The organism is Cellulomonas chengniuliangii (assembly GCF_024508335.1).
In the GTDB taxonomy this organism is placed as follows: domain Bacteria; phylum Actinomycetota; class Actinomycetes; order Actinomycetales; family Cellulomonadaceae; genus Cellulomonas_A; species Cellulomonas_A chengniuliangii.
Map to the genome: position 1 here is coordinate 1,742,455 of NZ_CP101988.1, position 26,304 is coordinate 1,768,758.

Below are 26,304 nucleotides of genomic sequence, written 5' to 3' on the forward strand. Positions count from 1 at the left end.
GTCACAGCCGACGCTCCGGGCGCGAGGCGGGGCCCGTGCGGGCACCTAGGATCGAGGGATGCGACTGCTCTTCGCCGGCACCCCCGAGGTGGCTGTTCCCGCGCTCGACGCCCTCCTCGACTCACGGCACGACGTGGTGGCGGTGCTGACCCGCCCGGACGCCCGATCCGGTCGTGGCCGCACGCTCGCCCCCAGCCCGGTGAAGCGGCGGGCCCTCGAGGCCGGCGTCGAGGTGCTGACACCGCCGAGCCCGCGGGACCCGGAGTTCCAGGCACGCCTGGCGGAGCTCGCCGTGCACGTGGCCCCGGTCGTCGCGTATGGGGCCCTGGTCCCCGCGGCGGCGCTGGGCATCCCGACGCACGGCTGGGTGAACCTGCACTTCTCGGTGCTCCCCGCGTGGCGGGGCGCCGCGCCGGTGCAGCGCGCCATCATCGCGGGCGACGAGGTCACGGGGGCGAGCACGTTCCTCCTCGAGGAGGGCCTGGACACCGGGCCGGTCTTCGGGACGCTGACCGAGACGATCCGTCCCCGGGACACCGCGGGCGACCTGCTCGGGCGGTTGTCCGTGGCGGGCGCGAGCCTGCTGGCCCGCACGCTGGACGCCATCGAGGACGGGATCCTCAGCCCCGTCCCCCAACCACACGACGGGGTGAGCCTGGCCCCGCGGCTCGAGGTCGAGGACGCACGGGTGCGGTGGGAGCACCCCGCGTACGCGGTGGACCGGCTCGTGCGCGGGTGCACGCCGGCGCCCGGCGCCTGGACGCTGCTGCCGGACGGGTCCCGTCTCGGGCTCGGACCGCTGACCGCTGACCCGGAGGTGACGGACCTGGCGCCAGGCGAGCTCCGCCTCGGCAAGCGGCACGTGCACGTGGGCACGGCCACCTCCGCGGTGCGGCTCGGCGAGGTCACTCCGGCCGGGAAGCGCACGATGGACGCGAGCGCCTGGGCGCGCGGCGCGCGGCTGGGCGACGGCTCCCCGTTGCGGGACGGCATCCGGCTGGGAGCCGCGGCGCCGGTCGACGACGACGCCGAGCGGGCGGAGGCTCAGGCGTGAGCGCCCCGGCAGGCCGGGGCCCGGGCTCCTCGCGCCGGGACGCGCGTGGGCGTGAGCGCGGGGCCGCGCGCGCCGATGGGCGCGGGGCCAGGACGGCGAGCGCGCCGTCGCAGCGGAGGAGAGGCGCCGACGCCGCGCGCACGGCCGCGTTCGACGTGCTGCGCGCCGTGGGCGGGTCGGACTCCTACGCGAACCTGGTGCTGCCGCCGCTGCTGCGGGAGCGGCGGATCGACGGCCGCGACGCGGGATTCGCGACCGAGCTGGCCTACGGGGCCCTGCGGCTGCAGGGCCGGTACGACGCCGTGATCGAGCAGTGCGCAGCGCGCCCGGTCGCCGCGATCGACGCTCCCGTGCTCGACGTGCTGCGGCTCGGCGCCCACCAGCTGCTCGGGATGCGGGTGCCCCCGCACGCCGCCGTCTCGGAGACCGTGGGCCTGGCCCGCGAGCAGGTCGGGGCGGGCGCCGCGCAGTTCGTCAACGCCGTCCTGCGAGCGGTCAGCAAGGAGCCCCTCGAGGTGTGGCTCGAGCGCATCGGGGACGCCGCCGACCCTGCCGGCGAGGAGCCGCTCGAGCGGCTCGCGGTGGTCGAGAGCCACCCCACCTGGATCGTGCGGGCGCTGCGGGAGGCGCTGGTCGCCCATGGCCGTCCCGCCGACGAGATCGAGGCGCTGCTCCGGGCCGACAACGACGCCCCTCGGGTGACGCTGGTCGCGCGTCCCGGGCTCACGAGCTCCGCCGAGGTGGTGGCAGGCCTGCCGGAGAGCCGCCCCGGGCGGTGGGCGCCCACCGCCGTGGTGCTGGAGTCCGGCGACCCCGCCTCGCTCCCGGCAGTGCGCCGCGGCGCGGTGGGGGTCCAGGACGAGGGAAGCCAGCTGACCGCCCTGGCCCTGGCGCGGGTCCCGGTCGAGGGGCGCGACGAGCGGTGGCTCGACCTGTGCGCTGGCCCCGGTGGCAAGGCGGCGCTGCTCGCCGCTCTCGCCTCCGAGCGGGGTGCGCGGCTGGTCGCCAACGAGGTCCAGCCCCACCGCGCGCGACTCGTGGAACGCGCTCTGGCGGCGCTGCCCGCAGACGCGGTCGAGGCCGTGCGGGTGGGCGATGGGCGGATCGTGGGCGAGCAGGAGCCCGGCGCCTACGACCGGGTGCTGGTCGACGCGCCGTGCACGGGCCTGGGCGCGCTCCGCCGACGGCCCGAGGCGCGGTGGCGGCGGAGTCCGGCCGACCTGGCGGGCCTGGGCGAGCTGCAGAGGGCGCTGCTCGGCTCGGCCCTCGAGGCGGTCCGGGTCGGGGGAGTGGTCGCCTACGTCACCTGCTCACCGCACCTGGTCGAGACCCAGCTGGTGGTCAAGGACGCGTTGCGGGCGGCTGCCCGACGTGGCCTGGACGTCGAGGTCCTCGACGCGCGGGGGCCTCTTCGGGACATCGCCCCCGGCATCGACCTGGCCGACCGAGACGACGCACAGCTGTGGCCGCACGTCCACGGCACCGACGCGATGCACCTGACGCTTCTGCGACGCCAGGGCTGACGGGCAGGGCGCTCCCGCGCGCCCCATCCTGCGGTGCGTGGCAGCGCGGATACGCTGGTCAGGTGGCCGCACTCGTCAATCCCAGCATCCTGTCCGCAGATTTCGCGAACCTCGAGCGCGACCTCGCGGTGATCAGCGGCGCGGACTACGCGCACGTCGACGTGATGGACAACCACTTCGTCCCCAACCTCACGCTCGGCCTGCCCGTGGTCCGGAGGATCGTCGAGGTGTCGCCAGTGCCCATCGACGTGCACCTGATGATCGAGGACCCGGACCGCTGGGCCCCGCTGTACGCGGAGGCGGGCGCCGCGTCGGTCACGTTCCACGCCGAGGCGTCGCAGGCGCCGGTCCGCCTGGCCCGGGAGCTCCGGGCGCAAGGGGTCCGGGCCGCGGTGGCGCTGCGGCCGGCCACGCCCGTCGAGCCCTACCTGGACCTGCTGGACGAGCTCGACATGATCCTGGTCATGACCGTGGAGCCCGGGTTCGGGGGCCAGGCGTTCATCGAGGGCACACTCGCGAAGATCCGGCGGGCGCGGGCCGCGATCGACGCGGTGGGCGCGTCCACGTGGATCCAGGTCGACGGCGGGGTCTCCCGCGAGACGATCGCCACGATCGCCGCGGCCGGCGCCAACTGCTTCGTCGCGGGCTCGGCGGTGTACGGGGCGCCCGACCCGGCCGCGGAGATCACCGCCCTGCGAGACCTCGCGGACGAGGCGACCGCCCGCACCGACGCCTGACCCCTCCGACGCCCGGGCCACGCTCCTCCGCCCACAGCTCGACGCCGGGGACGACGGTGACACGGTGCTCGACGGGTGGGGCGTGCTCGACGGGTGGGGTCTGCATGGGACTCCTCCAGGATCGGCGGACGTGACGTCCTCTGACTTGGCGCCCCGACCTGGGCCTGTGGTCCTCCGCGCGGCGGATGCGCCCCCGGCCCTTCGGTTGACCCGGCCCCACCGTCCGGGGCAGGGGGAGGCGCCGGCTCGCGCGCCGCTGGCCGGAGGACCCACGCGCGTGTGGCATCATCGTCAGCAGAACGCACACACGTGCTCCGGGGTCGGTGTAATTCCGAGCCGGCGGTGACAGTCCGCGACCCGGCCGCTCTTTCACAGAGCGTCCGGTTGACCTGGTGGAACTCCAGGACCGACGGTGAAAGTCCGGATGGGAGGAGACGTGGCGGCGCGTGCCCTTCGGGGTCGCGTGCCGTGGGTGGCGGACGTCCCCGACGGGCGTTCGTCCTCCCGCTAGCCCCCGGAGCCCAAGCGGCACGGGAGGCGGATGTGGACCAGCTGGACCAGGCTCTGGAGAGCGCGATGGCGCGCGCGCTCGAGCTGGCGCTCCGCGGTCCCGCCCACGGCCCCAACCCGCGTGTCGGCTGCGTGCTGGTGAGCCCTGACGGGCATCCGCTCGGCGAGGGCTGGCACCGGGGCGCCGGCACCCCGCACGCCGAGGTCGCTGCGCTTGACGACGCCCGGGGACGCGGCGCGGTTGTCCGCGGCGCCACCGCTGTCGTGACCCTCGAGCCCTGCGACCACACCGGCCGCACCGGCCCGTGCTCCCGTGCGCTGCTCGACGCGGGCGTCTCGCGCGTCGTGATCGCCGTGGCGGACCCGAACCCGGTCGCGGCAGGCGGGGCCGCGCGGCTGCGCGCGGCCGGCGTTGACGTGGTCGCCGGGGTCAGCGAGCAGGAGGGCCGCGCCGTGCTCGGCCCGTGGCTGCACGCCATCGAGCACGGGCGCCCGTTCGTGACGCTGAAGCTCGCGACGTCCCTCGACGGACGGGTGGCCGCCGCCGACGGCTCCAGCCGGTGGATCACGTCGCAGGCCTCGCGACGCGACGCCCACGTCCTGCGCGCGCAGGTGGACGCGATCGCCGTGGGCTCTGGCACGGCCGTGACCGACGACCCCGCGTTGACGGCGCGCGACGAGGCCGGAGGGCTGGCGGACCACCAGCCGCTGCGCGTGGTGGTGGGCCGTCGGCCGGCGCCCGCCAACGGCAGGCTGCGCGGGCCGGGCGGAGAGCTGGTGCACGCGGCGACGCACGACCCGCGCGAGGTGCTGGCCCTGCTGCACGCCCGGGAGGTCCGGCACCTGCTCGTCGAGGGCGGCCCCACGATCGCCGCCGCGTTCCTGCGCGCCGGGCTGGTCGACGAGGTGCGCGCCTACGTGGCGCCCGTGTTCCTCGGCGCCGGACGCCCTGCGGTCGCCGACCTGGGCATCGGGTCCATCGACGGGGCGCTGCGGCTGGAGCCGCACGAGGTCCGCCGGCTCGGGCCAGACGTGCTGATCGTCAGCCGCCCGCGCCCGCACGACCCGCCCCCAGGCACGGCGCAGACAATTCATCTGGTCCGCACGCCCAGCGAGGAGAGCTGATGTTCACCGGAATCGTCGAAGAGGTCGGCGCCGTCGTCATGATCGAGGCGGCCGCCGGCCAGGGGGACGCCCGGGTGGCGGTCAAGGGGCCACTGGTGGCATCCGACGCGGCGCTGGGCGACTCGATCTGCGTGGCGGGCGTGTGCCTGACCGTCACCGGCCTCCCCGGCGATGGGACGTTCACGGCGGACGTCATGCCCGAGACGCTGCGGCGCACCGCCCTCGGCGACCTCGCGGCGGGGTCGCCGGTGAACCTGGAGCGCGCGCTGCGCGCTGACGCCCGCCTCGGCGGGCACATCGTCCAGGGCCACGTGGACGGGGTCGCGGTGCTGCGCTCCCGCACCCCGGGCCCTCGCTGGGACGACCTGGTCTTCGAGGTCGGGCCGGAGCTGGCCCGGTACATCGCGGAGAAGGGATCGGTCGCGGTCTCCGGAGTCTCCCTGACCGTGACGCAGGTGTCGCAGGACTCGTTCGGGGTCTCGCTGATCCCGACGACGCTCGCCGCGACGACCCTGGGCGCCCTGGCCCCGGGCGCGCGGGTCAATGTGGAGGTCGATGTGCTCGCCAAGTACGTGGAACGGCTGCTGCAGGCGGGGGAGGCGGTCCGATGAGCGCGCCTGTTCTGGGAACCATCGAGCAGGCCCTCGACGCGCTGCGCGCGGGACGGCCTGTGCTCGTCGCGGACTCCCCAGACCGCGAGAACGAGGCCGATGTCATCCTCGCCGCCGCGTCCGCCACACCCGAGTGGGTGGCCTGGACCATCCGGCACTCCTCGGGCTACCTGTGCGCCCCCATGCCGGCCGCGCGCGCCGACGCCCTGCAGCTGCCCCTGATGGTGCCGCAGAGCGAGGACCCCCGCCGCACGGCGTACACGGTGACGGTCGACGCGGCCTCCGGCGTGACCACCGGGATCTCGGCTGCCGACCGCGCCCGCACGCTGCGGGTGCTGGCCGATCCGGCGTCCGGGCCGGAGAGCCTGATCCGGCCGGGGCACGTGCTGCCGCTGCGCGCGGTGCCCGGCGGCGTGCTGCACCGATCGGGCCACACCGAGGCCGCCGTGGACCTGTGCCGTCTCGCCGGGCTCGAGCCGGTGGGCGCCATCGCGGAGCTGGTCAACGACGACGGCACGATGGTGCGCCTCGACGAAGCCGCGCAGGTCGCCGCCGAGAACGGCCTCGTGCTGATCACCATCGCCGACCTGGTGGCGTGGCGCACCCAGCACGGCGACGTCGTGGAGGCGGCCGACGCGGACGCGGACGCGCACGGCGCCGGCACGACGCCCCGGGTGCACGCGACGCACACGGCGTACCTGCCGACCAGGCACGGCGAGTTCCGCATCCACGGCTACCGCGACCTGCGCACCGGCTCCGAGCACGTGGCGCTCGTGGCGACGCAGGGCCTCGCCGAGCAGCCCGTGGTCCGGGTGCACTCGGAGTGCCTGACAGGCGACGCGTTCGGGTCGGCGCGCTGCGACTGCGGACCGCAGCTCGACGCCGCGCTCGAGCTCGCCGCGCGTGAGGGCGGCGCCGTCGTGTACCTGCGCGGCCACGAGGGCCGGGGGATCGGGCTCCTGGCCAAGGTCGCGGCCTACGCGCTGCAGGACGAGGGCCGGGACACCGTCGAGGCGAACCTCGACCTCGGCTGGCCGGCCGACCGACGCGAGTACGGCGCCGCCGCGGCGATCCTCGCGGACCTGGGCGTGCAGCGGGTCACGCTGCTCACCAACAACCCGGCGAAGGTCACAGGGCTGCGAGCCCACGGCATCGACGTCGTCCAGATCCGGGCGCTCGAGGTGGGCCGGACGCCGCACAACGAGGCGTACCTACGCACCAAGGCCACCTCGATGGGACACGTGCTGACGTTCCCGCCGGGCACCGAGCAGACCGAGCCGCTGCGGCTCGACCCGGTCGAGGCCGCACCGGCCGCGCCCGGCACCGACACCGGCGACCACGTCCTCGTCGAGGACGACCTGGGCGCTATCCCCACCAGCGAGGAGATCAGGTCATGAGCGGCGCAGGAGCACCCACCCTGGACGTCGACGGCGCGGGACTGCGGGTGACCGTCGTCGCCGCCAGCTGGCACACCGTCGTCATGGACGGGCTGATCGAGGGGGCGCGACGCGCCCTGGCGGCGGCGCGCGTGACGGACGTCACGTGGGTGCGTGTCCCCGGCACGTTCGAGCTGCCCGTCGCCGCCCGGCACGCAGCCGGCCACGCCGACGCCGTGGTCGCGCTCGGGGTGGTCATCCGGGGCGGCACCCCGCACTTCGACTACGTGTGCCAGGCCGCCGCGATGGGCCTGACGGACGTCGCGGTGCGCACCGGCGTTCCGGTCGGGTTCGGTGTCCTCACGTGCGATGACGAGGCGCAGGCGCTCGATCGCGCGGGGCTGCCGGGATCGCACGAGGACAAGGGCGCGGAGGCCGCTGAGGCGGCCCTGGCGACGGTCGCGGCCCTGCGTGCGTCTAGGCTCCTGCCGTGAAGACGTTCGACGCGCTGTTCGCTGAGCTGGCCCAGAAGGCCGCCACCCGCCCCGCCGGATCCGGCACTGTCACCGAGCTGGATGCCGGCGTCCATGCGATCGGCAAGAAGGTCGTCGAGGAGGCCGCCGAGGTCTGGATGGCCGCCGAGCACGAGGGTGACGAGCGCACCGCCGAGGAGATCTCGCAGCTGCTCTACCACCTGCAGGTGCTGATGCTCGCGAAGGGCCTGACCCTCGAGGACGTCTACGCCCACCTGTGACCGCGGCGACCTGGCGCACCGCCCCGACGTGGGGGCGCCAGGGCTCCGCCGCCCGGCCACACCCGTCTCTTCCACCGAACGACCCATCGTGAGGACCCCGTGCTGAGGATCGCTGTCCCCAACAAGGGCTCGCTGTCAGAGCCCGCCGCCGAGATGCTCCGCGAGGCGGGCTACCGCCAGCGCCGCGACTCCCGCGAGCTCGTGCTGCCCGACCCGGACAACGACGTCGAGTTCTTCTTCCTTCGCCCCCGCGACATCGCGGTGTACGTGGGCGCCGGCACCGTCGACGTCGGCATCACCGGCCGCGACCTGCTCCTGGACTCCGAGTCGGCCGCGAGCGAGCACCTTCGCCTCGGGTTCGCCCGCTCGACGTTCCGGTTCGCGGCTCCCGCTGCCCAGGACCTCCAGGACGCCTCGGAGATCGCCGGGCGCCGGGTCGCCACGTCCTACCCGGTGCTCGTGCGCGCCTACCTGGCCGAGCGCGGCGTCGCCCCCTCGGAGATCGTGCGCCTCGACGGCGCCGTCGAGACCGCCATCCGGCTGGGCGTCGCCGACGTGATCGCGGACGTCGTCGAGACCGGCACGACGCTGCGCGCAGCCGGGCTGGCCATCTTCGGCGAGCCCATCCTGCGCTCCGAGGCCGTGCTCGTCCGGCGCTCGGACGGGGACGAGCCTGCGGGCCTGGACGTGCTGACCCGCCGCCTGCAGGGCGTCATGACGGCGCACGAGTACGTCCTGATGGACTACGACGTGCCGCTGGCCCTGGTCGACGAGGCCGTGGCGATCACCCCCGGCCTGGAGTCCCCGACGGTGTCCCCGTTGCACAACCGCGAGTGGGCCGCCGTGCGGGCGATGGTGCGGCGCTCCGACACGAACCGGGTCATGGACACGCTGTACGACCTGGGCGCGCGGGCCATCCTCGTGACGTCGATCCACGCCTGCCGGCTGTGACCGAGCACAGCCCTGGCGCGAGCCGGGGCGATGACGACCGGCCAGGGCTGGCCGACCTCTACGCGCCGTTCCGCCCCCGGTACGCCCGCCTCGTGACGCTCGGGCTCGCCGGGGTGGTCCTCGCGCTCACGGTGGTGCTCATCGTGACGTTCCCGCGGCTCGCGCCGGGCAGCGACGTGCTGGGCGACCAGGTCGGCTTCGGCCTGGTGGGCGGGGCGATCGCGCTGTTCTGCTGGCGGCAGGCGACCGTCTCGGCCCGGGTCGACCCGCAGGGCATCTCGGTGCGCAACCTCGTCTTCTCCCGGCGGCTCGAGTGGGCCGAGATCGTCTTGGTGCGCTTCGGCGAGGGGCGCCCGTGGGCGCAGCTCGACTTGGCGGACGGGGACACCCTCGCGGTGATGGGCGTGCAGCGCGCCGACGGCGCCAGGGCCGAGCGCGAGGCGCGCCGGCTGGCGACCCTGGTCGAGCTGCACAGCCGCACGCCCCGCGACGACTGACCGGACGGCCGGCGGCGTCAGGCCCGGCGACCGGCCGCGATCTCCTCGGCGTGCACGCCGGCGACCGCCGCGGCGAGGAACGCGCCCGGATCCGCCCCCAGGCCTCGGCCCATGGTGGACAGCCGCACCGGAGACGCGCCGAGGGCGGCGAGCAGCCCCTCGTCGGCGGACGTCTCCACCAGCCGGTGGCGTCCGGAGGGCGCGACGAGCCCGAGCGCCTGGGCCCGCACCCGCTCGCCGAGCTCGGCGAGCGTGGGCTGGCCCGACACGCCCTCCTGCGCGAGCCCGGTGGCGAACACCGGCACCACGACGTCGGCCGGCGCCAGGGCGACCCGGCCGTACGCCGTGAGCGAGTGGTGGGAGACCCCGAGGTGGCGCTCCCGTGGGTCCGCCCCGGACACCCGCAGCGACGCGACAGGCGTCCCGCGCAGCGTCGCCGCGGCGTTGACCGCCTCGCCTGCCGCGACGCCGGAGAACCCCCACCGCGTCCCGGTGCCCAGGTTGCCGGGGCCCTGCGCGACCACCACGAGGTCCGCGTCGACCACGTGCCGGGCGGCCAGCAACCCGGTGTGCACCGTGACGGCCTCCAGGTCCCCGCCGAACGCCTGCCCCGTGGTGACGCACGCCTCGATCCAGCCCGCGGACCGCAGCCCCGCCACCGCCTGGGAGAACCACGCGGGGAGCGCACCGCCGTCGGTCATCACGTAGGCGACCCGGGGCGCCGGCCGGCCGGCGCGCGCGGCCGCGTGCCGTGCGCCGGCGACGATCGCGGGCAGGGCGGAGTGCAGGTCGGCGACGACCACCGGCAGGCCGGCGAGGTCGTCGGCGTCCCGCAGCACGTCGTGGTGCGGCGACTCCTGGTCGTCCACGCCCAACACCATCTCCTGCAACGGGGTGTACCGGGCCTTGACGAGGTGCCCGGGACCCGGCTCAGCGTCTGCCGGGAGCGTGTCGACAGGCGCCACGACCATCGCGTAGCCCCCGGTGCCGAGCCCGCGCGCCAAGGCCGTGACGTTGAGCAGCACCCGCTCGCCCACCGCGGGGAGACCGACCAGGCCGGGGTAGGCGAGGGCGCGCACCGTCCCGCCGGGAGGCAGGCCGCCGACGCCCTCTCCCTCGAGGGAGGCCTCGAGCTCCGCCGCACCCGGCCAGCGCCGACCGTGCGACACCACGACTGCTGAACGCCAGGTGATCACCGGATCACGCTACCGGCCACTAGCGTGGTGCCGATGCCAGAACAGATCCATCCCGCCGAACGGCTGCTCAACCTGGTCATCGCGTTGGTCAACACCTCCGCGCGCATGACCAAGGAGCAGATCCGCACGAGCGTCGCCGGCTACGGCGACGCTCCGTCCGACGACGCCTTCGAGCGGATGTTCGAGCGCGACAAGGACACGCTGCGCGAGCTCGGCATCCCAATCCTCACGGTCACAGGCGCCGGCCACGGCGACGACATCGGGTACCGGATCGACCAGGAGGCGTACGCGCTGCCGCCCATCGAGCTGACGCCCGCCGAACTGGGCGCCCTGTCGTTGGCCGCCCAGTTCTGGCAAGACCAGTCGGTGCGGACCGACACCACCCGGGCGCTCACCAAGCTGCGCGCGGTGGGCGACGCGCCTGAGGCCGCAGACCTGGTGGCCGGCCTCGCCCCCCGGGTGCGCGCCGCCGGCGACAGCTTCGGCCCGCTGCTCGAGGCCGTCCACGCGCGGCGGGTCGTGTCGTTCACCTACCGCGCGGCCAGCACGGGGGAGGTCCGCACCCGCTCGGTCGAGCCGTGGCGGCTGCTGGCCCGGCGCGGCGGCTGGTTCCTCGTGGGGCACGACCGCGAGCGTGGCGAGGCCCGCTCGTTCCGGCTGAGCCGCATCGAGGGGCGCGTCCGCGCCGACGGGCCCGAGGGCGCGTTCGACCCTCCGCGCCCCGACCTCGTCGACGCAGCCACGAGGGCGTGGAGCGGTGGCTCCCAGCAGGTGGCGGTGCTCGCGGTGCGCCCCGAGCGCGCGGAGGCGCTGCGGGCCCGCGCCTTGCCCGCCGCGGCGTCCGGCGCCGATGCGGATGCGGCCGATGGCGTCGAACTGCGCGACCCGGCCGTCGCGGCGGTGGTGGCCGACCGCGACGTGCTCCATGTGCCCTTCACCTCGCTCGGCGAGATGGCGGAGGACGTGCTGGGGTACGGGGACGCCGTCGTGGTGCTCGACCCACCCCCGTTGCGGCAGGCCGTGCTGCGGCTGCTTCGGGTGGCCGCCGACCTGCACCCCGCCGAGCATGGAGGCGCATCCCGTGGCTGAGCGGGCGAGTGAGCGGCTGCTGCGGCTGCTCGGCATGATCACCTACCTGGACCGGCACGCGGGCGTGCCCGTCGAGCAGGTCGCGGCGCACTTCGGGGTGACGCCGCGCCAGGTGATCGACGACGTCGACACCCTGTGGATGACGGGCACCCCCGGGTACTACCCGCACGACCTCATCGACTTCGACGCCGCCTCGTACGAGGAGGGCGTGGTGCGGCTCACCGAGGCGCGGGGCATGACCCGGCCGCTGCGCCTGGGCACCCGTGAGGCGGTGGCCCTCGTGGCGGCGCTGCGCGCGATGCGCGAGGCGCTGGACCCGAGCCTCGACGCTGAGCGGGCCCAAGTGCTGGCCTCGGCCCTCGAGAAGCTCACCGCGGCGACCGGCGAGGCCGCGGCAGGCGTGGACGTGCGCTTGGCTGTCGACGGCGCCCCGCAGGTCGTGGCGGCCATCGGCTTGGCGCTGCAGCAGGGGCGCCGGATGTGGATGCGGTACGTCAACGCCTCCGACGTCGCGAGCGAGCGGGAGGTGGACCCCATCCGCCTGGTCACCTCGGACGAGCGCTCGTACCTGCTCGCCTGGTGCCTCCGCGCAGGCGGCGAGCGCCTGTTCCGCGTGGACCGGGTCGTGGCGGCGCGGGTCCTGGACACGCCCGCCGAGCCGCACGCGGTGAGCGACCGCGCGACCGAGTTCCGGCCGGACCGGTCGGAGGGCCTGGTGACGCTCGTCGTGCGGAGCCGTGCCCGCTGGATCGCGGAGAGCGTGCCCGTCGAGGCAGTGCGGAACCATCCCGACGGCTCGTTCGAGGTCGACCTGCGGGTCGCGAACGTCGCATGGCTCCGGCACCTGGTGCTCAGCGCCGCGGAGGACGTCATCGAGGTCCGCCCGCCCGAGGTGGCAGCCGCTGTGGCGGACATGGCACGGGCGGCGCTCGACGCGTACGGGCCTCTCGCCGACCGCGACATGCCGACGGGCCGGTAGCAGCGGCGCCTGGCTCGACGGTCGTCACACTAGGGTGGTCGCGTGCTCTGGTTCTTCGTGTGGACGGCCCTCGCCCTGGGGACGCTGCTCGGCGCGTTCTGGCTCGGGCGAGACCTGTGGCGCAAGGGCATCGCCCTGCTCGAGGAGCTCGGCCGCGCGGCCGAGGTGCTCGGCGTGCTGGCCGAGCGCACAGCCGAGCTGGCGGACGCCGCTGCGGCGGCCGCGCCGGCTCGCCCACAGTTGCTGGACGACCCCGCCACGCACCGCGTCACCGTCGACCGGTTGCGCGAGGAGCGGGCCGAACGGGCCGCGCTGCGCGCGGAGCGCCATCGTCAGACCTTCGCGCGCTGGCGGGCCTACAGCCGCTGAGCGGCCACGACGCGGGACCAAGGGCGGCGTGGCGGCGCCACCGCAGGCGGTTAGTATCTGGGCACCACGAAGGTTCCGAGGGAGACATCCGATGAACGCGCTCAAGCCCATGCACATCTTGGTCCTGGTGATCGTCGTGCTGCTCCTCTTCGGGGCGAAGCGGCTTCCCGACCTCGCCAGGAGCGTCGGCCAGTCGTTGAAGATCTTCAAGAACGAGGTCAAGGACCTCACGGACGACAACGACGTCCGTCCGATCCCCACCACGGCCGCCCCCGTGGCAGCCCCGCCGGCGAGCGTGGCTCCCGCGCCGCAGGCCGTCGACCCAGGCACGCCCGCGACGCCCGCTGATCGGCCGGCGCAGACGCCTCCGGCCGGGGGCGACCAGCACACGAGCTGACCCTGATGAGCGACAAGGCCCGTCGGCAGGCAGCCGGCGGCCGGATGCCGCTGCGCGAGCACCTCGTCGAGCTCCGCAAGCGGGTCTTCCTGGCCGCCTGCGGCCTTGTCGTCGGCGCGATCGGCGGCTGGCTGCTGTTCGATCCCGTCTTCCATGCCCTCCAGGAGCCGCTGCTCAACGCCGCGGAGGCCCGTGGGGCCAGCGCGTCGGTGAACTTCGGCGGCCTGGCGAGCGCGTTCGACATGCGGCTGAAGGTCTCGTTCTTCCTCGGCGCGATCCTGACCAGCCCGTGGTGGCTCTTCCAGCTGTGGGCCTTCGTGACCCCAGGGCTCACCCGCCGTGAGCGCGGCTACGCGGTGGGCTTCGTGGGGGCCGCCGCGCCGCTGTTCCTCGCCGGGTCCTGCCTCGCCTGGACCACGATGCCCACGGCCGTGCGCGTCATGACTGACTTCATCCCGGAGCAGGCCACGAACCTCATCGACGCGCAGAACTACCTCAGCTTCGTCATGCGCTTCGTCCTGGCGTTCGGCGTGGCGTTCGTGCTGCCGGTGATCATGGTGGCGCTCAACATGGCAGGGGTCGTGCGCGCCTCCACCTGGGCGAAGGGCTGGCGGTGGGCCGTCATGCTCGCCTTCGTGTTCGCCGCGGTGATGACCCCCACCCCGGACGCGATCACCATGGTCATCATGGCGCTGCCGATCTGCGGGCTGTACTTCATCGCCCTGGGCCTGTGCCTCCTCCACGACCGCCGCGTCGACAAGGCGCGGGTCGCCGCCGGCCTGCCGCGGCTTGACGGCACCATGGCCGACGAGCCGGCCGGCACCCCGGCCTCCGTCCACTCCGAGGAGCCCGGGCCTGCATGACCCACGTCGGTGTCGTCGCCAACCCCACCGCGGGGCGGGGGCGGGGCGCGAGGGCCGGCGCCCGCGCCGTGGAGCTGCTGCGCCGCAGCGGCCACCACGTCGAGGACCTGTCCGCCAGCGACCTGGAGTCCGCGAGCGCACGGGCTCGCCATGCCTCGGTCCGAGGCCTCGACGCCCTCGTCGTGGTGGGCGGAGACGGCATGGTGAACCTGGGAGCGAATGTCGTCGCGGAGACGGACCTGCCGTTGGGCATCGTCGCCGTAGGGTCGGGCAATGACCTGGCGCGCGCGATCGGCCTGCCCCGTGGTGACGTCGAGGCGTCGGTGCGCGCCATCGAGCACGGCTTGGCGCAGGGGCCTCGCAAGATCGACGCGGTGAGCGCCGGGCCGCCGAGGCACACGACCCGGACGTGGTACCTCGGCGCGCTCTCGTGCGGCGTTGACGCGGCCGTGAACGCCCGCGCCAACGCGATGCGCTGGCCCGGCGGCAGCGGGCGGTACGTGCGCGCCCTGGCCGCCGAGCTGCGGACGTTCTCCCCGTACGGGTACCGGGTCACGCTCGACGACGTGGTGTGGGAGTCGGCGGGGTGCGTGGTCGCCGTGGCGAACTCCCCGTGGTTCGGCGGCGGTGTGAAGATCGCGCCCGACGCGCTGCTCGACGACGGCTTGCTGGACGTGGTGGTCGCCGGGCCGTTCACCCGCGGCGGTGTCGTGCGGGTCTTCCCGGGGATGTACGCCGGCCGGCATGTGCGCCATCCCGCGGTCCAGGTCTTCCGCACCCGGACGGCGCTCATCGAGCCGGTGCCGATGCTCGGCCCGGCGCCACCCGACGCGTACGCCGACGGCGAGCGGCTGGGCCCCTCGCCGCTGCTGGCGCAGGTGCACCCGGGCGCCGTGCAGGTGCTCGCCTGACCCGTCGCCTAGGGTTGAGGACGTGGCAGGTCGTCTGGAGCAGTCCCCGGCAGAGCGGTACGCCGCAGCCCGTCGACGCGCGGCGAGCGCCGACAGCGAGCTGACGCGGTTCCGCGAGGTGCTCGACTTCCCGCTGGACGACTTCCAAGTCGAGGCGTGCGAGGCCGTCGAGCGAGGCAGCGGCGTGCTGGTCGCCGCGCCCACGGGCGCGGGCAAGACCGTGATCGGCGAGTTCGCGGTCCACCTGGCGCTCGCCACAGGGCGCAAGGCGTTCTACACCACGCCGATCAAGGCGCTGTCGAACCAGAAGTACGGGGACCTCGTGGCGCGGCACGGCGCCGAGAACGTGGGGCTGCTCACCGGTGACACCTCGGTCAACGGCGACGCCCCCGTGGTGGTCATGACCACCGAGGTGCTGCGCAACATGCTGTACGCCGGGTCCGGCGCGCTCGTGGGCCTGGGCTACGTGGTGATGGACGAGGTGCACTACTTGGCCGACCGGTTCCGCGGCCCGGTGTGGGAGGAGGTGATCCTCCACCTGCCCGACGACGTGCAGCTCGTGTCGCTCTCGGCGACGGTGTCCAACGCCGAGGAGTTCGGCGAGTGGCTGACGGCGGTGCGGGGCGACACAGCGGTGGTGGTGAGCGAGCACCGTCCCGTGCCCCTGGGCCAGCATGTGCTGGCACGCGGGGCGCTGCACGACCTGTACGCGGGCCACGTCGACCCCACCGACCCGGGGGTCAACCCCCCGATCAACCCAGAGCTCGCCCGCGTGGTCCGTCGGGACCGTGAGGACGGCGCGGCGCAGCACGGTCGGCGCGGCCCTGGCGACCGGGGGTACCGGGGGCGCGGGCACGGTGTCCGGGCGCAGGGCGGCGGCCAGGGGAAGGGCCGCCCGACGCCCCGGTTCATGGTGGTGGACCTGCTCGAGGAGGCCGGCCTGCTGCCCGCCATCGCGTTCATCTTCTCCCGGGCAGGGTGCGAGGGCGCCGTCGCGCAGTGCGTCGCCGCCGGCCTGCGGTTGACGGACCAGGAGCAGGAGGCCGAGATCCGCCGCGTGGTGGAGCAGCGCTGCGCCTCGATCCCGCCCGAGGACCTCGGGGTCCTCGGGTACTGGGGGTTCCTGGACGCGCTCTCCCGGGGCATCGCCGCGCACCATGCGGGGATGCTCCCGCTGTTCAAAGAGACCGTCGAGGACCTCTTCGCCCGTGGCCTGGTCCGGGTGGTGTTCGCGACCGAGACCCTGGCGCTGGGCATCAACATGCCGGCGCGCTCCGTGGTGCTGGAGAGGCTCGTCAAGTGGGACGGGTCGCGGCATGTCGAGATCACGCCGGGGGAGTACACCCAGCTCACCGGCCGAGCCGGCCGTCGCGGCATCGACGTCGAGGGCCATGCCGTGGTGGTCGACCACCCGGCGCTCGATCTGGTGGCCCTGGCCGGCTTGGCGTCCAAGCGCCTGTACCCGCTGCGCTCGAGCTTCCGCCCCACGTACAACATGGCGGTGAACCTGGTCTCCCAGGTGGGCCGTCCCCGTGCCCGCGAGGTCCTGGAGACCTCCTTCGCGCAGTTCCAGGCTGACCGGGGCGTCGTGGGACTGGCACGGCAGGCCCAGGCGCACTCGGAGGCCCTGGAGGGGTACGCCGAGGCCATGCAGTGCCACCTCGGCGACTTCCGCGAGTACGCCGCCCTGCGCAGGGCCATCTCCGACCGGGAGCGCGCGCTGTCCACGGAGGCCGCGGCGGCGCGCCGCCGGGAGGTCGGGCGGTCGCTCGAAGGGCTGCGGGTCGGGGATGTCGTCGAGATCCGCGCTGGACGGCGATCCGGGCACGCCGTGGTGCTCGACCCGGGGTCGGCCGCGGGGTTCGAGGGCCCTCGGCCCACCGTGCTCTCCACGGACCACCATGTGCGGCGCCTCGGGGTCGAGGACGTCGGCGAGGGCGTGCGCAAGGTCGGGTTCCTCCGGGTGCCGAAGTCGTTCAACGGCCGCACCGCCTCTGGTCGACGCGAGCTGGCGGCCACCCTGAGGCGCTCGCTCGCCGACCAGGGAGTCGCCGCGCCTGACGGCGGGCGCGGCGGTGGGCGCAAGCCCGGCAGCCGCCGCGCGCGGGCCGGCGGCGCGGAGGACGCGGTGCTGCTCGACCTACGGCGCCAGCTGCGGGCCCACCCGTGCCACGGCTGCCCCGAGCGGGAGGACCACGCCCGCTGGGCGGAGCGCTGGTCCAGGCTCAGCCGCGAGCACGACGCGCTGGTGGCGCGGATCTCCGGTCGCACCGGCTCCATCGCCAAGGTGTTCGACCGGATCTGCGACGTCCTCCTGCAGCTCGGGTACCTGGTCACCGTGACGGACGACGACGGGCAGTCCCGCACCGTCGTCACCGACGAGGGCCGGTGGCTGCGGCGGATCTACGCGGAGAACGACCTGCTCGTCGCCGAGTGCCTGCGGCGGGGCGCCTGGGCGGGCTTGGACGCGCCGGCCCTGGCGGCGGCCGTCTCGACGGTCGTGTACTCGGCGCGCAGGGACGACCGGGAGGGCAGTCCCGCGATCCCCGGCGGCCCGGCCGGCCCTCTGGGACGGGCCCTCGACGAGACCGTGCGCATCTGGTCCGAGCTGGACGACATCGAGGCAGCCCACCGGCTCGAGGCGACGGGCGCCATCGACCTCGGCCTGGTGATGCCCGTGCACCTGTGGGCCTCGGGGCGCTCGCTCGACTCGGTGCTGCGCGGCACCGAGCTCGCCGCGGGGGATTTCGTGCGCTGGTGCAAGCAGGTCATCGACCTGCTGGACCAGCTCGCGCAGGCGGCCCCAGACCAGCGGCTGCGGCGGACCGCGAGCCGTGCGGTGCTGGCGCTCCGTCGGGGGGTCGTCGCGTACTCCTCGCTATGACAGCGTTATCGTGAGCACTCGTGACCTCAACCCTGTATCGCCACGGAGTGGTGCACTCACCTGCGGACCCGTTCGCCGAAGCGCTGCTGGTCGAGGACGGAGTGGTCGCCTGGATCGGCGCCGACGACACCGCTGACGGCATCGCGCGCCGCGCCGACGAGGTCGTGGACCTCGACGGGGCCCTGGTGGCCCCGGGTTTCGTGGACGCCCACGCGCACCTGCTGGAGACCGGCTTCGCGCTCGACGGGGTGGCGCTCGACCGCGCCGCGGGGGTGCGGTCCCTCGCCGACGCCCTCGCCGCCGTCCACGACGCCGTGCAGCGCCTCAGGGGCGGCGAGCCGTTGCTCGGCCATGGCTGGGACGAGCAAGCCTGGCCCGAGGGGCGCGCCCCGCGCCTCGACGAGCTCGACCAGGCCGCCGGCGGCGCGCCCGTGTACCTGGCCCGCGTCGACGCCCACTCCGCCGTGGTCTCATCCTCGTTCGCGGACGCCGCGGGCCTGCGCGGCCTGCCGGGCTGGTCCGATGACGGCCGGGTCGAGCGGGAGGCCCACCATGCCGCCCGCGCGCTCGCCAGGGACGTCAGCCCGGAGCGCCGTGACGAGCTCACGCTCCGGGCGATGCGGGCCGCCGCCGCGGCCGGCATCGTCTCGATCCACGAGCAGAGCGCGCCATTCATCGACACCCGCGAGGGCCTCGCCCGGTTGATCGCGATGACCGCGGAGCCGTCGAGCGGGCTGCCGCATGTGGTCGGCTACCGCGGCGAGCTGTGCGTCACGAGCGACGACGCGCACGAGCTCGCCGCCGCGATCCCCGGGCTGACGGGCATTGGCGGAGACCTGTCGGTGGACGGCTCGCTCGGCTCGCGGACCGCGGCCTTGCGCGCCCCGTACGCTGAGGTCCTCCCGGGCTCGGAGCACGCGAACGGCGTCCTCCACCTGAGCGCCGAGCAGATCTGCAACCACCTCGGCTCGGTGACGCGCGCAGGTTTGCAGGGCGGGTTCCACGTCATCGGCGACCGCGCCATGGACGAGCTGATGATCGGCCTGCGGGCCGCAGTCGACGTCGAGGGCGTCGACGCGATCCGCGGCGCGGGCCACCGCGTCGAGCACGCCGAGATGATCGACGCCCACGCGCTGGCCACGCTCGTGCTGCTGGGCGTGCGGCTGAGCGTGCAGCCCGCGTTCGACGCGGCGTGGGGCGGCCCGGACGGCATGTACGCCGCCCGCTTGGGGGCTGGTCGGGCCGCGGGCCTCAACCCCCTCGCGGACCTCGCGGCCGCGGGTGTGCCGTTGGCCTTCGGCTCGGACGCCCCCGTGACGCCCTTCGACCCGTGGGGCGCGGTGCGCGCGGCCATCACCCATCACGCCGTCGACCAGCGCATCTCGGCGCGCGCCGCCTTCCGCGCCCACACCCGTGGCGGGTGGCGGGCAGCCGGGCTCGAGCACACCGGGGCCGGCGAGATCCGGGTGGGATCGCCCGCCCACCTGGCGATCTGGCGGGCTGAGCACCTCGCCGTCCAGGGCGCCGACGGGCGCATGTCCGCGTGGAGCACCGACGTGCGGGCCGGGACCCCGCTGCTCCCCGTCCTGGAGCCCGGCAGCCCGTCGCCGACCTGCCTGCGCACCGTCCGCGGCGGGGTCGTGCTGCACGACGCGCTCGGCTGACTCAGGCCGGCGGCGCAGGGCCAGGTTGACGACCCGGCTCGTGCCTCGACGTGGAGAGGGGCCCGTCAGCGCTTGCTGCCGGGCCCCTCTCCACGTGGTCGGTCAGTGGGCGTGCACCACGTCCAGCGTCGCCCGCAGCGCCTCGATCGCGACCTGGCCAGGGGCCGACGGGCGGCCCACGGCGCCGAACGTCGCCGACGACCCGAAGACGCCCCCAGCGAGCCGCGACACGACGCCCTGGCCGGCCATCGACATCGTGATCAGCGGCTGGTCGGTGCGCTGGGACACGGCCCAGGTGGCGCCCAGCAGCTCGAGCACATCGCCGGGGGTGCGGGGCATCACGGCGATCTTGAGGATGTCCGCGCCCCGTTCGGCCATAGTCATCAGCCGCGACTCGAGCTCGGTCTGGGGCGGGGTGCCGTCGAAGTCGTGGTTCGAGGCGACGACGGGCACGCTGGCCGCGTGGGCGAGGTCGATGAGGGTGCGGACGGCCTCGGCGTCGCGGAAGATCTCCACGTCGATCAGGTCGGCCACGCCGGCGTCGAGCACACCTCGGTACAGGTCGACGTACTGCTCCGAGGTCACGGTGGCCGCCCCTCCCTCGTCCGACGTGCGGACGGTGACTAGGAGAGGCAGGTCGCCGAGGGCCTCGCGCAAGCGCAGCCCCGCGTCGAGGACGGCGGCGGGGCCGTCGGTGGTGGCGGCGGTGAGCAGGTCGACCCGCCACTCGACGACGTCGGGCCCGGCGGCCACCACCGTGGCGGCGTCGGCGACGAGCTCGTCGGCGTTCGGAGACGTGAGGGGGACGATGACCTTGGGCAGGCCCTCGCCAAAGGTCACTCCGCGTGCGGTGACGGTGGTCATGCGGGGCTCCTGGGGATCAGTCGAACAGGTGGGCGCGGACGTAGTCGACCGGCATCGGTTGACCGGTCCACAGCTCGAAGGCGGCGGCGCCCTGGTGGAGCATCATGCCGAAGCCATTCATCGTGGCGCATCCCGCGGCCTCGGCCTGCTCGAGGAAGAGGGTGCGGGCCGGGCTGTAGACCACGTCGGAGACGAACAGGTCGGGGCGCAGCACGTCGAGGGCGGGGAGCGGGGAGACGCCCACGAGCTTGCCCATGCCGACGTTGGTGGCGTTGGCGAGCACGACGGAGCCGGCCACGGACTCGCGGAAGGCGTCGACGTCGTCGAGCTCGCGCAGGGTCGCCCGGGCGTTGGTGTGCGTGCGGATCTTCTCGACGGTCGACTCGCCGATGGACCACACGGCGTCGCGCCGGTTGTAGATGTCGATCTCGGCGACGCCGTCCAGGGCGGCCTGGATGGCGATCGCGGTGCCCGCCCCGCCAGCGCCGATGAGGGTGATGCGCTTGCCGGCGGGGTCGACGCCGGACTCGCGCAGCGCGGTCATGTACCCGGTGCCGTCGGTGACGTGGCCGGTCAGGACGCCGTTGTCGTTGACGACGGTGTTGCAGGCGCCGACGAGCTCAGCGGCGGGGGAGAGGTGGTCGAGCAACGGGATGATCGCGATCTTGTTCGGCATCGAGACGTTCCAACCGCGGACCCGCAGGGCGCGCAGGCCGGCGACGGATTCGGCCAGCGCGTCGGAGTCGACCTCGAACGCGAGGTAGGCGTAGTCGAGGTCCAGCTTGGCCAGGGCGAGGTTGTGCATCCGGGGGGACATGCTGTGCCGGATGGGGTAAGCGATCAGACCCAGCAGCTCGGTGTGGCCAGTGATCGCTCGGGGCTGTCCGTCAGTCATCGGTGCTTCCTCGACTTGTCGTAGAGCCACGGTCGGGCCGAGGCTCGATGAACGTACTTGATAGTTCATTATCGGACCGCAAAGCGGGTCCATGCGGGTCGATAGTCCTGCGAGGATGATCGCGTGGCGCGGGCGTCTCCGTGCCGGAGGGAGCGCTGCAGTGCCTGGACCGAGTGTCAGCCCAGTGGAGAACCGCGGCGGGGCGGCGAAGACCCGTGACGCGGAGCGCACGCGGCGGGAGATCCTGGACGCCGCGATTGAGGAGTTCTCCGAGCGCGGGCTGCTCGGCGCGCGCGTCGACGCGATCGCCGAGCGGATCGACACCACGAAGCGGATGATCTACTACTACTTCGGCAGCAAGGACGGCCTCTACCGGTCCGCCCTCGTGGAGTCCTACCGGCGCACCCGCGAGCGGGAGCAGCAGCTCGGCCTGGAGGCGGTGGATCCGGAGGAGGCGTTGCGGACCCTCGTCCGCTCGACGTTGTGCCATGACGCGCGCAACGAGCCCTTCGTGCGGCTGGTGATGTTCGAGAACCTCAACAACGGTGGCGCGATCCATACCATGGACGAGGAGGTGCGCGCGATGAACCAGGTCGCGCACACCATCCTCGATGACATCCTGGCCCGAGGGCGCGCATCCGGGGCCTTCCGCGACGGCCCGGACGCCCCGAGCGCGCTCGACGTGCACCAGGTCATCAGCGCGCTGGCGTTCTTCCGGACCGCCAACCGGTCGACCTTCCGCGAGCTGTTCGGCCGCGACATGCTGGGCGACGAGTCGCGCGACCATGTCCGCCAGCTCGTGGAGGACACCGTGATGCGCCTGGTGCTCGCCGATCCCCGCTGAGGCGGCTCCCGCCTCCCCGTTTCTCAACCGTGCCCCGGACTTGAAGTCCGGGGCACGGTCACATCCCCTCCGGGACCTACTGCCCACATCGGGCCGGGCTAGATGGAGCACCGTACTAACTAGAACGTTAAGTACCGGCTCTGCCGCTGGAAAGGACCACCCGTGAGCCTCGTGACCCCGATGCCGCCCTCTGCCCGGACACCCATCGGTCGGACCACCCGTCCCATCGCCCCCCTCGCCGTCCAGGTGGAGCGCCGCGACCCGGCGCCCGCGACCCCGGCACTCCTGTCGCCGCTGCGGGTGCGCGGCATGACGCTGCGCAACCGCGTCGTGATGCCGCCGATGGGCACGAACTTCGCGCTGCCCGACGGCACGGTGTCGGACACCCAGCTCGACTATTACGAGCAGCGCGCCCGCGGCGGCACAGGGCTGATCATCGTCGAGAACATCTGCGTGACGTTCCCGGCCGGGTCCAACGGCACCACCCAGCTGCGCATCGACCACGACCGGTACGTCCCGCGGCTGTGGGAGCTCACCGAGCGCATGCACCGCCACGGCAGCAAGGCCGCGATCCAGCTCAACCACTCCGGCGCCTCGGCGAACCCCCGGCGGACCGGGACGCCCGCGGTGTCGTCGTCCGACCAGCCCTCCAAGCCCGGCGGGACGATCCCCGTCCCCCTGGACGTCCAGGAGATCGCCTCGATCGTCCAGGACTTCGCCGACGCGGCCGCCCGCGCCCGCCGCGCCGGGTTCGACGCCGTCGAGCTGCACGCCGGGCACTCGTACCTGCTCAGCCAGTTCCTCTCGCCGCTGTACAACCACCGCACCGACGAGTACGGCGGCAGCCTCGCCGGGCGGGCCCGGCTCATCCGCGAGGTGCTCGCCGCGGTGCGCGGCGCCGTCGGCGAGACGATCCCGGTGATGCTGCGCATCAGCGCCGACGAGCTCGTCGCGGGCGGCAACACCATCGAGGACTCCCTGGCGATCATGGAGCTGCTCGTGGACGAGGTCGACATCATCGACGTCTCCGCGGGCCTGGCGATGAACCTGCAGTACCAGATCGACCGGATGGACCTGCCCGACGGGTGGCGTTCGGGCATGGCCCGCCGCTTCCGCGAGAAGTTCAACCTCCCGACCATCACCTGCGGGAACGTGCGCGACCCCCTCGTGGCCGAGCGCATCGTCGCCGAGGGGGACAGCGACCTGGTGGCCATGGGCCGCGGGCTCATCGCCGAGCCGTGGTGGGTGCGCAAGGTGGCCGAGGGGCGCGCCGACACCATCCTCGAGTGCGTCTCCTGCAACATCGGCTGCGCCGACCACCGCATCCGCCTCGACCGGCCGATCCGCTGCTCGATCAACCCCGACATCGTCCAGCACGAGGCCTTCATGCGCCGCCGGGTCACCAGCCCGACCCGGGTGGTCGTGGTCGGCGGTGGAGTCGGCGGGCTCGAGGCGGCCTGCACCGCCGCCGAGGTCGGCTGCGATGTCGTCCTGTTCGAGTCGCGCGACGTCGTCGGCGGCACGGTCGGCGAGGCTGTGCGACTGCCCGCCAAGCGCCGCATCGCGATCTTCCTCGACTACCTGGTCCGGCGTGCCGCCCGCGCGGGCGTCGACGTGCGGACCGGGACGCACGCCACCCCTGCGCTCGTCGCGTCGCTGCTGCCGGACGTGGTGGTCAACGCCACCGGGGCGGCGCCGCTGCTGCCCCCGATCCCCGGCCTGCGCGAGCGGGTGGATGTGCCGGGCTCCGGCGTCCGCTCGATCACCGACGTGATGGCGCACGCGTCCGAGCTCGAGGAGCTGCGGGGCCAGCACGTCGTGGTCGTGGGGGCCGGCGCGGTCGGGCTCGACGTCGTCGAGGTGTGCACCCAGCTGGACGCGCGTGTCACGCTCGTCGAGCGCCTGCCCGCGATCGCCGCAGACCTCGACCTCATCACCGCGATGCAGTCCCACGAGATGATCGAGCGCCATGGCGTCGAGGTGCGCACCGGGACCTCGCTCGTCGAGGTCGGGGACGGCTGGGTGGACGTGCGGACCGGCGACGGCCCCGTCGAGCGGATCGAGTCGGCGACGACGTTCGTCTGCTTGGGGATGCGCCCGAACGTCGAGTCCTACGCGGCGCTGAGCGAGCACTTCGCCGGCACCGACGTGCGGGTGCTCGACATCGGCGACTCCGCCGGCGTGGGGAAGATCATCGACGCGACCGCCGCTGGCCGCGACGTGCTGCTCGCCCTGGAGACGCGCGGCGTCCTGGCGCCCTGACGACGAGGGACGACCGACACCCGGGCACGGCCCCGGCTGGCCGCGAGCACGCGGCCAGCCGGGGCCGTAGTCGTCCCCCCAACGTCCCCCCGACGCGCGGCCCCCGAGGGCAGAGACGCCGAGGCCCCGCCGTCACGCAGGACGGCGGGGCCTCGGCGTCTGCCGCTAGTGGTCAGCCGCGACGGGCCCGGACCGCCGCCGTGAGGGCCGGCACGATCTCGAACAGGTCGCCCACCACACCGACGTCGGCCACCTCGAAGATCGGGGCGCCCGCGTCAGAGTTGATCGCGACGATGACCTTCGAGGAGGACATGCCCGCGAGGTGCTGGCTCGCGCCAGAGATGCCGCAGGCCAGGTAGACGTCCGGGCTCACCTTCTTGCCGGAGATGCCCACCTCGAGGTGCACCGGGACCCAGCCCGCGTCCGCCGCGGGCCGCGAGGCGCCCACGGCGGCAACCGGGCCGAGCGCGTCGGCGAGATCGCGCAGCACGCTGAAGCCGTCGGCGCCGCCCATGGCCCGGCCACCAGAGACCACGACCCGAGCGTCCTCCAGTGCCGTCTCCCCGTCGGTCTCGGTCACGACGCGCTCGAGCACGCTCGTGCGAGGCGGCTCCGGCGCCGCCACGTCCTCGACCACGACGGTCGGCGTCGCGCCACCGGAGTCGGCGGCGCTCAGGGCGCCGGCGGCCACAGTCACGACCTGCACGCCGGCCGGGATGGCGCAGCGCACCACCTGGGCGCCGCCCAGTACGTCCTTGGTCAGGACGAGCCGGCCGTCCGCGCCGAGCTCGACGCGGGTCGCCCCGGTCACGAGCCCGGTCGCCAGCCGCGCGGCGAGCCGTGGGGCGAGGTCGTTGCCGCGCGTGGTCGCGGCGAACAGCACCGCGTCCGGGGTGTGCCGGCCCACGAGCTCCGCGAGCGCGGTGACGTGCGTCTGGGGGTCGTATTCGGCGTAGGCCGCGCCGGACACCAGGCGGACTGTCGTGGCGCCGGCGGCCCCCGCCGAGGCTGCCAGCCCTTCGACGCCGTCTCCGATCAGCACGGCGGTCACATCGCCGCCCAGGCGGGCGGCCTCGCTGACCAGGGCGAGAGAAGCGTCGGACGCAGTCTGCTGCGACTGCTCGACGAGGATCCACAGGGCGGGGCTCATGTCTGTCTCCTTACAGGACGCCGGCGCTGACCAGCGCGGCGACCAGCTCGTCGGCGATCTCTTCGGGCGTGCCGCTGATGCGCACACCGGGCTCGCGCGGCGGGCGCGCGGTGATGTCGAGCACCGTGGTGGTCGCACCGGCGCCCGCGGCGTCGATGCCGAGGTCCGCGGCGGTCAGGACGTCGAAGGACGCCTTGTTCGCGGCGAGCTTGCTCTTGACCGAGGGGTACCGAGGGGTGTTGACGTACTCGTCGACGGTCACGACACCCGGCAGCGTGATCCGGATGCGCGCGTGGCCGTCCTCCAGCACCTGGCGGCAGACGAGGGCGTCGCCGTCCGCCTCGATCTCGGTGACGTTGGTGACCTGCGGCAGGCCCAGCAACTCGGCGACCATGGCGGGGACGGACGAGGTCCCACCGTCGAAGGACCGGGCGCCGGCGAGCACCAGGTCGAACTCCCCGAGCCGCCTCGCGGCGGCCGCGAGCACCTGGGCGGTGCCCCACGCGTCCGCGCCCACGAGGGCGTCGTCGTTGATGTGCACGCCGCGGGTGGCTCCGACGCTCACGCACTCCTTGAGCGCCGCCTTGGCGGACGCGGGGCCCATGGTCAGCACCGTGACGGCGCCTCCCTGTGCCTCGACGAGCTGGACCGCTGCCTCGAGGGCGTTGCGGTCCACGGGGTCGGTCACGGCGCCGCCGGTGGACCTGTCGATCGTGTGCTCGGCCGTCAGGCGCACGTCGGCGAGCTCGCCGGGCACCTGCTTGACCAGGACGAGGATGTCCATCTGTCCTACTTCTTT

At 74.3% G+C, this 26,304-nt stretch carries 25 protein-coding genes and 1 riboswitch; of the genes, 20 read left to right on the plus strand and 5 right to left on the minus strand.

Going from position 1 to position 26,304, the window contains the following annotated elements:
• The first annotated feature begins 58 nt into the window (after nucleotides 1–58).
• The 10 genes from NP064_RS08080 to NP064_RS08125 all read left to right on the plus strand — a co-directional run bounded on the left by NP064_RS08080 (nucleotide 59) and on the right by NP064_RS08125 (nucleotide 9,138).
• Complete coding sequence (locus tag NP064_RS08080) at nucleotides 59–1,054, plus strand: methionyl-tRNA formyltransferase (RefSeq protein ID WP_227569118.1); 996 nt, start codon at nucleotides 59–61, stop codon at nucleotides 1,052–1,054.
• On the plus strand, nucleotides 1,051–2,577 hold the full coding sequence (locus NP064_RS08085) for an RsmB/NOP family class I SAM-dependent RNA methyltransferase (protein WP_227569119.1): 1,527 nt from the start codon (nucleotides 1,051–1,053) through the stop codon (nucleotides 2,575–2,577). Before NP064_RS08080 ends, NP064_RS08085 begins: the two co-directional genes overlap by 4 nt.
• Nucleotides 2,578–2,639: 62 nt before the next feature.
• A complete protein-coding gene (gene rpe, locus NP064_RS08090) occupies nucleotides 2,640–3,314 on the plus strand; it encodes a ribulose-phosphate 3-epimerase (RefSeq protein WP_227569120.1) in 675 nt (224 codons plus the stop codon).
• 305 nt (nucleotides 3,315–3,619) lie between these two features.
• Nucleotides 3,620–3,754: riboswitch (FMN riboswitch) on the plus strand.
• Between the two features lie 136 nt (nucleotides 3,755–3,890).
• On the plus strand, nucleotides 3,891–4,949 hold the full coding sequence (gene ribD, locus NP064_RS08095) for a bifunctional diaminohydroxyphosphoribosylaminopyrimidine deaminase/5-amino-6-(5-phosphoribosylamino)uracil reductase RibD (RefSeq protein ID WP_227569193.1): 1,059 nt from the start codon (nucleotides 3,891–3,893) through the stop codon (nucleotides 4,947–4,949).
• A complete protein-coding gene (locus tag NP064_RS08100; protein WP_227569122.1) occupies nucleotides 4,949–5,560 on the plus strand; it encodes a riboflavin synthase in 612 nt (203 codons plus the stop codon). Before ribD ends, NP064_RS08100 begins: the two co-directional genes overlap by 1 nt.
• Nucleotides 5,557–6,957 (plus strand): GTP cyclohydrolase II, encoded by a 1,401-nt coding sequence (gene ribA / locus NP064_RS08105; RefSeq protein WP_227569124.1) that lies wholly within the window; start codon nucleotides 5,557–5,559, stop codon nucleotides 6,955–6,957. The genes NP064_RS08100 and ribA overlap by 4 nt, the downstream gene beginning before the upstream one ends.
• Complete coding sequence (gene ribH / locus NP064_RS08110; protein WP_227569125.1) at nucleotides 6,954–7,430, plus strand: 6,7-dimethyl-8-ribityllumazine synthase; 477 nt, start codon at nucleotides 6,954–6,956, stop codon at nucleotides 7,428–7,430. The genes ribA and ribH overlap by 4 nt, the downstream gene beginning before the upstream one ends.
• Nucleotides 7,427–7,690, plus strand: coding sequence for a phosphoribosyl-ATP diphosphatase (locus NP064_RS08115; RefSeq protein WP_227569126.1), 264 nt, complete (start codon nucleotides 7,427–7,429; stop codon nucleotides 7,688–7,690). The genes ribH and NP064_RS08115 overlap by 4 nt, the downstream gene beginning before the upstream one ends.
• Nucleotides 7,691–7,789: 99 nt before the next feature.
• The gene (gene hisG, locus NP064_RS08120) at nucleotides 7,790–8,641 is read left to right on the plus strand and encodes an ATP phosphoribosyltransferase (protein WP_227569128.1); all 852 of its coding nucleotides are present in this window, start codon (nucleotides 7,790–7,792) and stop codon (nucleotides 8,639–8,641) included.
• Complete coding sequence (locus NP064_RS08125) at nucleotides 8,638–9,138, plus strand: PH domain-containing protein (RefSeq protein WP_227569130.1); 501 nt, start codon at nucleotides 8,638–8,640, stop codon at nucleotides 9,136–9,138. The genes hisG and NP064_RS08125 overlap by 4 nt, the downstream gene beginning before the upstream one ends.
• A 17-nt stretch (nucleotides 9,139–9,155) precedes the next feature.
• Here the strand turns inward: NP064_RS08125 and NP064_RS08130 are convergent, their stop codons facing one another.
• A complete protein-coding gene (locus tag NP064_RS08130; RefSeq protein WP_227569131.1) occupies nucleotides 9,156–10,334 on the minus strand; it encodes a DUF3866 family protein in 1,179 nt (392 codons plus the stop codon).
• A gap of 33 nt (nucleotides 10,335–10,367) precedes the next feature.
• Here NP064_RS08130 and NP064_RS08135 point away from each other — a divergent pair, with 33 nt between their 5' ends.
• From NP064_RS08135 to NP064_RS08170, 8 genes are all read left to right on the plus strand, one after another.
• Nucleotides 10,368–11,423: a helix-turn-helix transcriptional regulator gene (locus tag NP064_RS08135; RefSeq protein WP_227569133.1), complete on the plus strand. Its 1,056-nt coding sequence runs from the start codon at nucleotides 10,368–10,370 to the stop codon at nucleotides 11,421–11,423.
• Complete coding sequence (locus tag NP064_RS08140; RefSeq protein ID WP_227569134.1) at nucleotides 11,416–12,402, plus strand: helix-turn-helix transcriptional regulator; 987 nt, start codon at nucleotides 11,416–11,418, stop codon at nucleotides 12,400–12,402. Before NP064_RS08135 ends, NP064_RS08140 begins: the two co-directional genes overlap by 8 nt.
• A gap of 42 nt (nucleotides 12,403–12,444) precedes the next feature.
• Nucleotides 12,445–12,771, plus strand: a complete 327-nt coding sequence (locus NP064_RS08145; RefSeq protein ID WP_227569136.1) for a hypothetical protein — start codon at nucleotides 12,445–12,447, stop codon at nucleotides 12,769–12,771.
• 91 nt (nucleotides 12,772–12,862) lie between these two features.
• Nucleotides 12,863–13,168 carry a Sec-independent protein translocase subunit TatA gene (gene tatA / locus NP064_RS08150; RefSeq protein WP_227569137.1) on the plus strand — a complete coding sequence of 102 codons (306 nt, stop codon included), beginning with the start codon at nucleotides 12,863–12,865 and terminating at the stop codon, nucleotides 13,166–13,168.
• A gap of 44 nt (nucleotides 13,169–13,212) precedes the next feature.
• Entirely contained in the window at nucleotides 13,213–14,031 is an 819-nt protein-coding gene (tatC, locus tag NP064_RS08155) for a twin-arginine translocase subunit TatC (protein ID WP_227569194.1), read from the plus strand.
• The gene (locus NP064_RS08160; protein WP_227569138.1) at nucleotides 14,028–14,942 is read left to right on the plus strand and encodes a diacylglycerol/lipid kinase family protein; all 915 of its coding nucleotides are present in this window, start codon (nucleotides 14,028–14,030) and stop codon (nucleotides 14,940–14,942) included. The genes tatC and NP064_RS08160 overlap by 4 nt, the downstream gene beginning before the upstream one ends.
• 22 nt (nucleotides 14,943–14,964) lie before the next feature.
• Entirely contained in the window at nucleotides 14,965–17,826 is a 2,862-nt protein-coding gene (locus NP064_RS08165) for a DEAD/DEAH box helicase (RefSeq protein WP_227569139.1), read from the plus strand.
• Between the two features lie 20 nt (nucleotides 17,827–17,846).
• The gene (locus tag NP064_RS08170) at nucleotides 17,847–19,490 is read left to right on the plus strand and encodes an amidohydrolase (RefSeq protein WP_227569140.1); all 1,644 of its coding nucleotides are present in this window, start codon (nucleotides 17,847–17,849) and stop codon (nucleotides 19,488–19,490) included.
• Nucleotides 19,491–19,592: 102 nt separating this feature from the next.
• Here the strand turns inward: NP064_RS08170 and aroD are convergent, their stop codons facing one another.
• Together aroD and NP064_RS08180 are read right to left on the minus strand one after the other, a co-directional pair.
• Nucleotides 19,593–20,354: a type I 3-dehydroquinate dehydratase gene (aroD, locus tag NP064_RS08175; protein WP_227569141.1), complete on the minus strand. Its 762-nt coding sequence runs from the start codon at nucleotides 20,352–20,354 to the stop codon at nucleotides 19,593–19,595.
• A 16-nt stretch (nucleotides 20,355–20,370) separates the two neighbouring features.
• Nucleotides 20,371–21,249 carry a hypothetical protein gene (locus NP064_RS08180; protein ID WP_227569142.1) on the minus strand — a complete coding sequence of 293 codons (879 nt, stop codon included), beginning with the start codon at nucleotides 21,247–21,249 and terminating at the stop codon, nucleotides 20,371–20,373.
• A gap of 160 nt (nucleotides 21,250–21,409) precedes the next feature.
• Here NP064_RS08180 and NP064_RS08185 point away from each other — a divergent pair, with 160 nt between their 5' ends.
• Together NP064_RS08185 and NP064_RS08190 are read left to right on the plus strand one after the other, a co-directional pair.
• Nucleotides 21,410–22,093 (plus strand): TetR/AcrR family transcriptional regulator, encoded by a 684-nt coding sequence (locus NP064_RS08185; RefSeq protein WP_227569143.1) that lies wholly within the window; start codon nucleotides 21,410–21,412, stop codon nucleotides 22,091–22,093.
• 162 nt (nucleotides 22,094–22,255) lie between these two features.
• A complete protein-coding gene (locus tag NP064_RS08190) occupies nucleotides 22,256–24,355 on the plus strand; it encodes an oxidoreductase (protein ID WP_227569144.1) in 2,100 nt (699 codons plus the stop codon).
• A 172-nt stretch (nucleotides 24,356–24,527) separates the two neighbouring features.
• On the opposite strand, the gene NP064_RS08195 is transcribed toward NP064_RS08190, so the two are convergent.
• On the minus strand, nucleotides 24,528–25,505 hold the full coding sequence (locus tag NP064_RS08195; RefSeq protein ID WP_227569145.1) for an electron transfer flavoprotein subunit alpha/FixB family protein: 978 nt from the start codon (nucleotides 25,503–25,505) through the stop codon (nucleotides 24,528–24,530).
• A gap of 10 nt (nucleotides 25,506–25,515) precedes the next feature.
• Nucleotides 25,516–26,289 carry an electron transfer flavoprotein subunit beta/FixA family protein gene (locus NP064_RS08200; RefSeq protein ID WP_227569146.1) on the minus strand — a complete coding sequence of 258 codons (774 nt, stop codon included), beginning with the start codon at nucleotides 26,287–26,289 and terminating at the stop codon, nucleotides 25,516–25,518.
• Nucleotides 26,290–26,304: the final 15 nt, after the last annotated feature.

What these genes read in the sequence shown, in the direction of transcription:
- NP064_RS08080 (WP_227569118.1), top strand. Translation starts at nt 59, where the DNA reads ATGCGACTGCTCTTCGCCGGCACCCCCGAGGTGGCTGTTCCCGCGCTC.
- ribD (WP_227569193.1), top strand. Translation starts at nt 3,891, where the DNA reads ATGGCGCGCGCGCTCGAGCTGGCGCTCCGCGGTCCCGCCCACGGCCCC.
- NP064_RS08100 (WP_227569122.1), top strand. Translation starts at nt 4,949, where the DNA reads ATGTTCACCGGAATCGTCGAAGAGGTCGGCGCCGTCGTCATGATCGAG.
- ribA (WP_227569124.1), top strand. Translation starts at nt 5,557, where the DNA reads ATGAGCGCGCCTGTTCTGGGAACCATCGAGCAGGCCCTCGACGCGCTG.
- ribH (WP_227569125.1), top strand. Translation starts at nt 6,954, where the DNA reads ATGAGCGGCGCAGGAGCACCCACCCTGGACGTCGACGGCGCGGGACTG.
- NP064_RS08135 (WP_227569133.1), top strand. Translation starts at nt 10,368, where the DNA reads ATGCCAGAACAGATCCATCCCGCCGAACGGCTGCTCAACCTGGTCATC.
- tatA (WP_227569137.1), top strand. Translation starts at nt 12,863, where the DNA reads ATGAACGCGCTCAAGCCCATGCACATCTTGGTCCTGGTGATCGTCGTG.
- tatC (WP_227569194.1), top strand. Translation starts at nt 13,213, where the DNA reads ATGCCGCTGCGCGAGCACCTCGTCGAGCTCCGCAAGCGGGTCTTCCTG.
- NP064_RS08160 (WP_227569138.1), top strand. Translation starts at nt 14,028, where the DNA reads ATGACCCACGTCGGTGTCGTCGCCAACCCCACCGCGGGGCGGGGGCGG.
- aroD (WP_227569141.1), bottom strand. Translation starts at nt 20,354, where the DNA reads ATGACCACCGTCACCGCACGCGGAGTGACCTTTGGCGAGGGCCTGCCC.
- NP064_RS08180 (WP_227569142.1), bottom strand. Translation starts at nt 21,249, where the DNA reads ATGACTGACGGACAGCCCCGAGCGATCACTGGCCACACCGAGCTGCTG.
- NP064_RS08195 (WP_227569145.1), bottom strand. Translation starts at nt 25,505, where the DNA reads ATGAGCCCCGCCCTGTGGATCCTCGTCGAGCAGTCGCAGCAGACTGCG.
- NP064_RS08200 (WP_227569146.1), bottom strand. Translation starts at nt 26,289, where the DNA reads ATGGACATCCTCGTCCTGGTCAAGCAGGTGCCCGGCGAGCTCGCCGAC.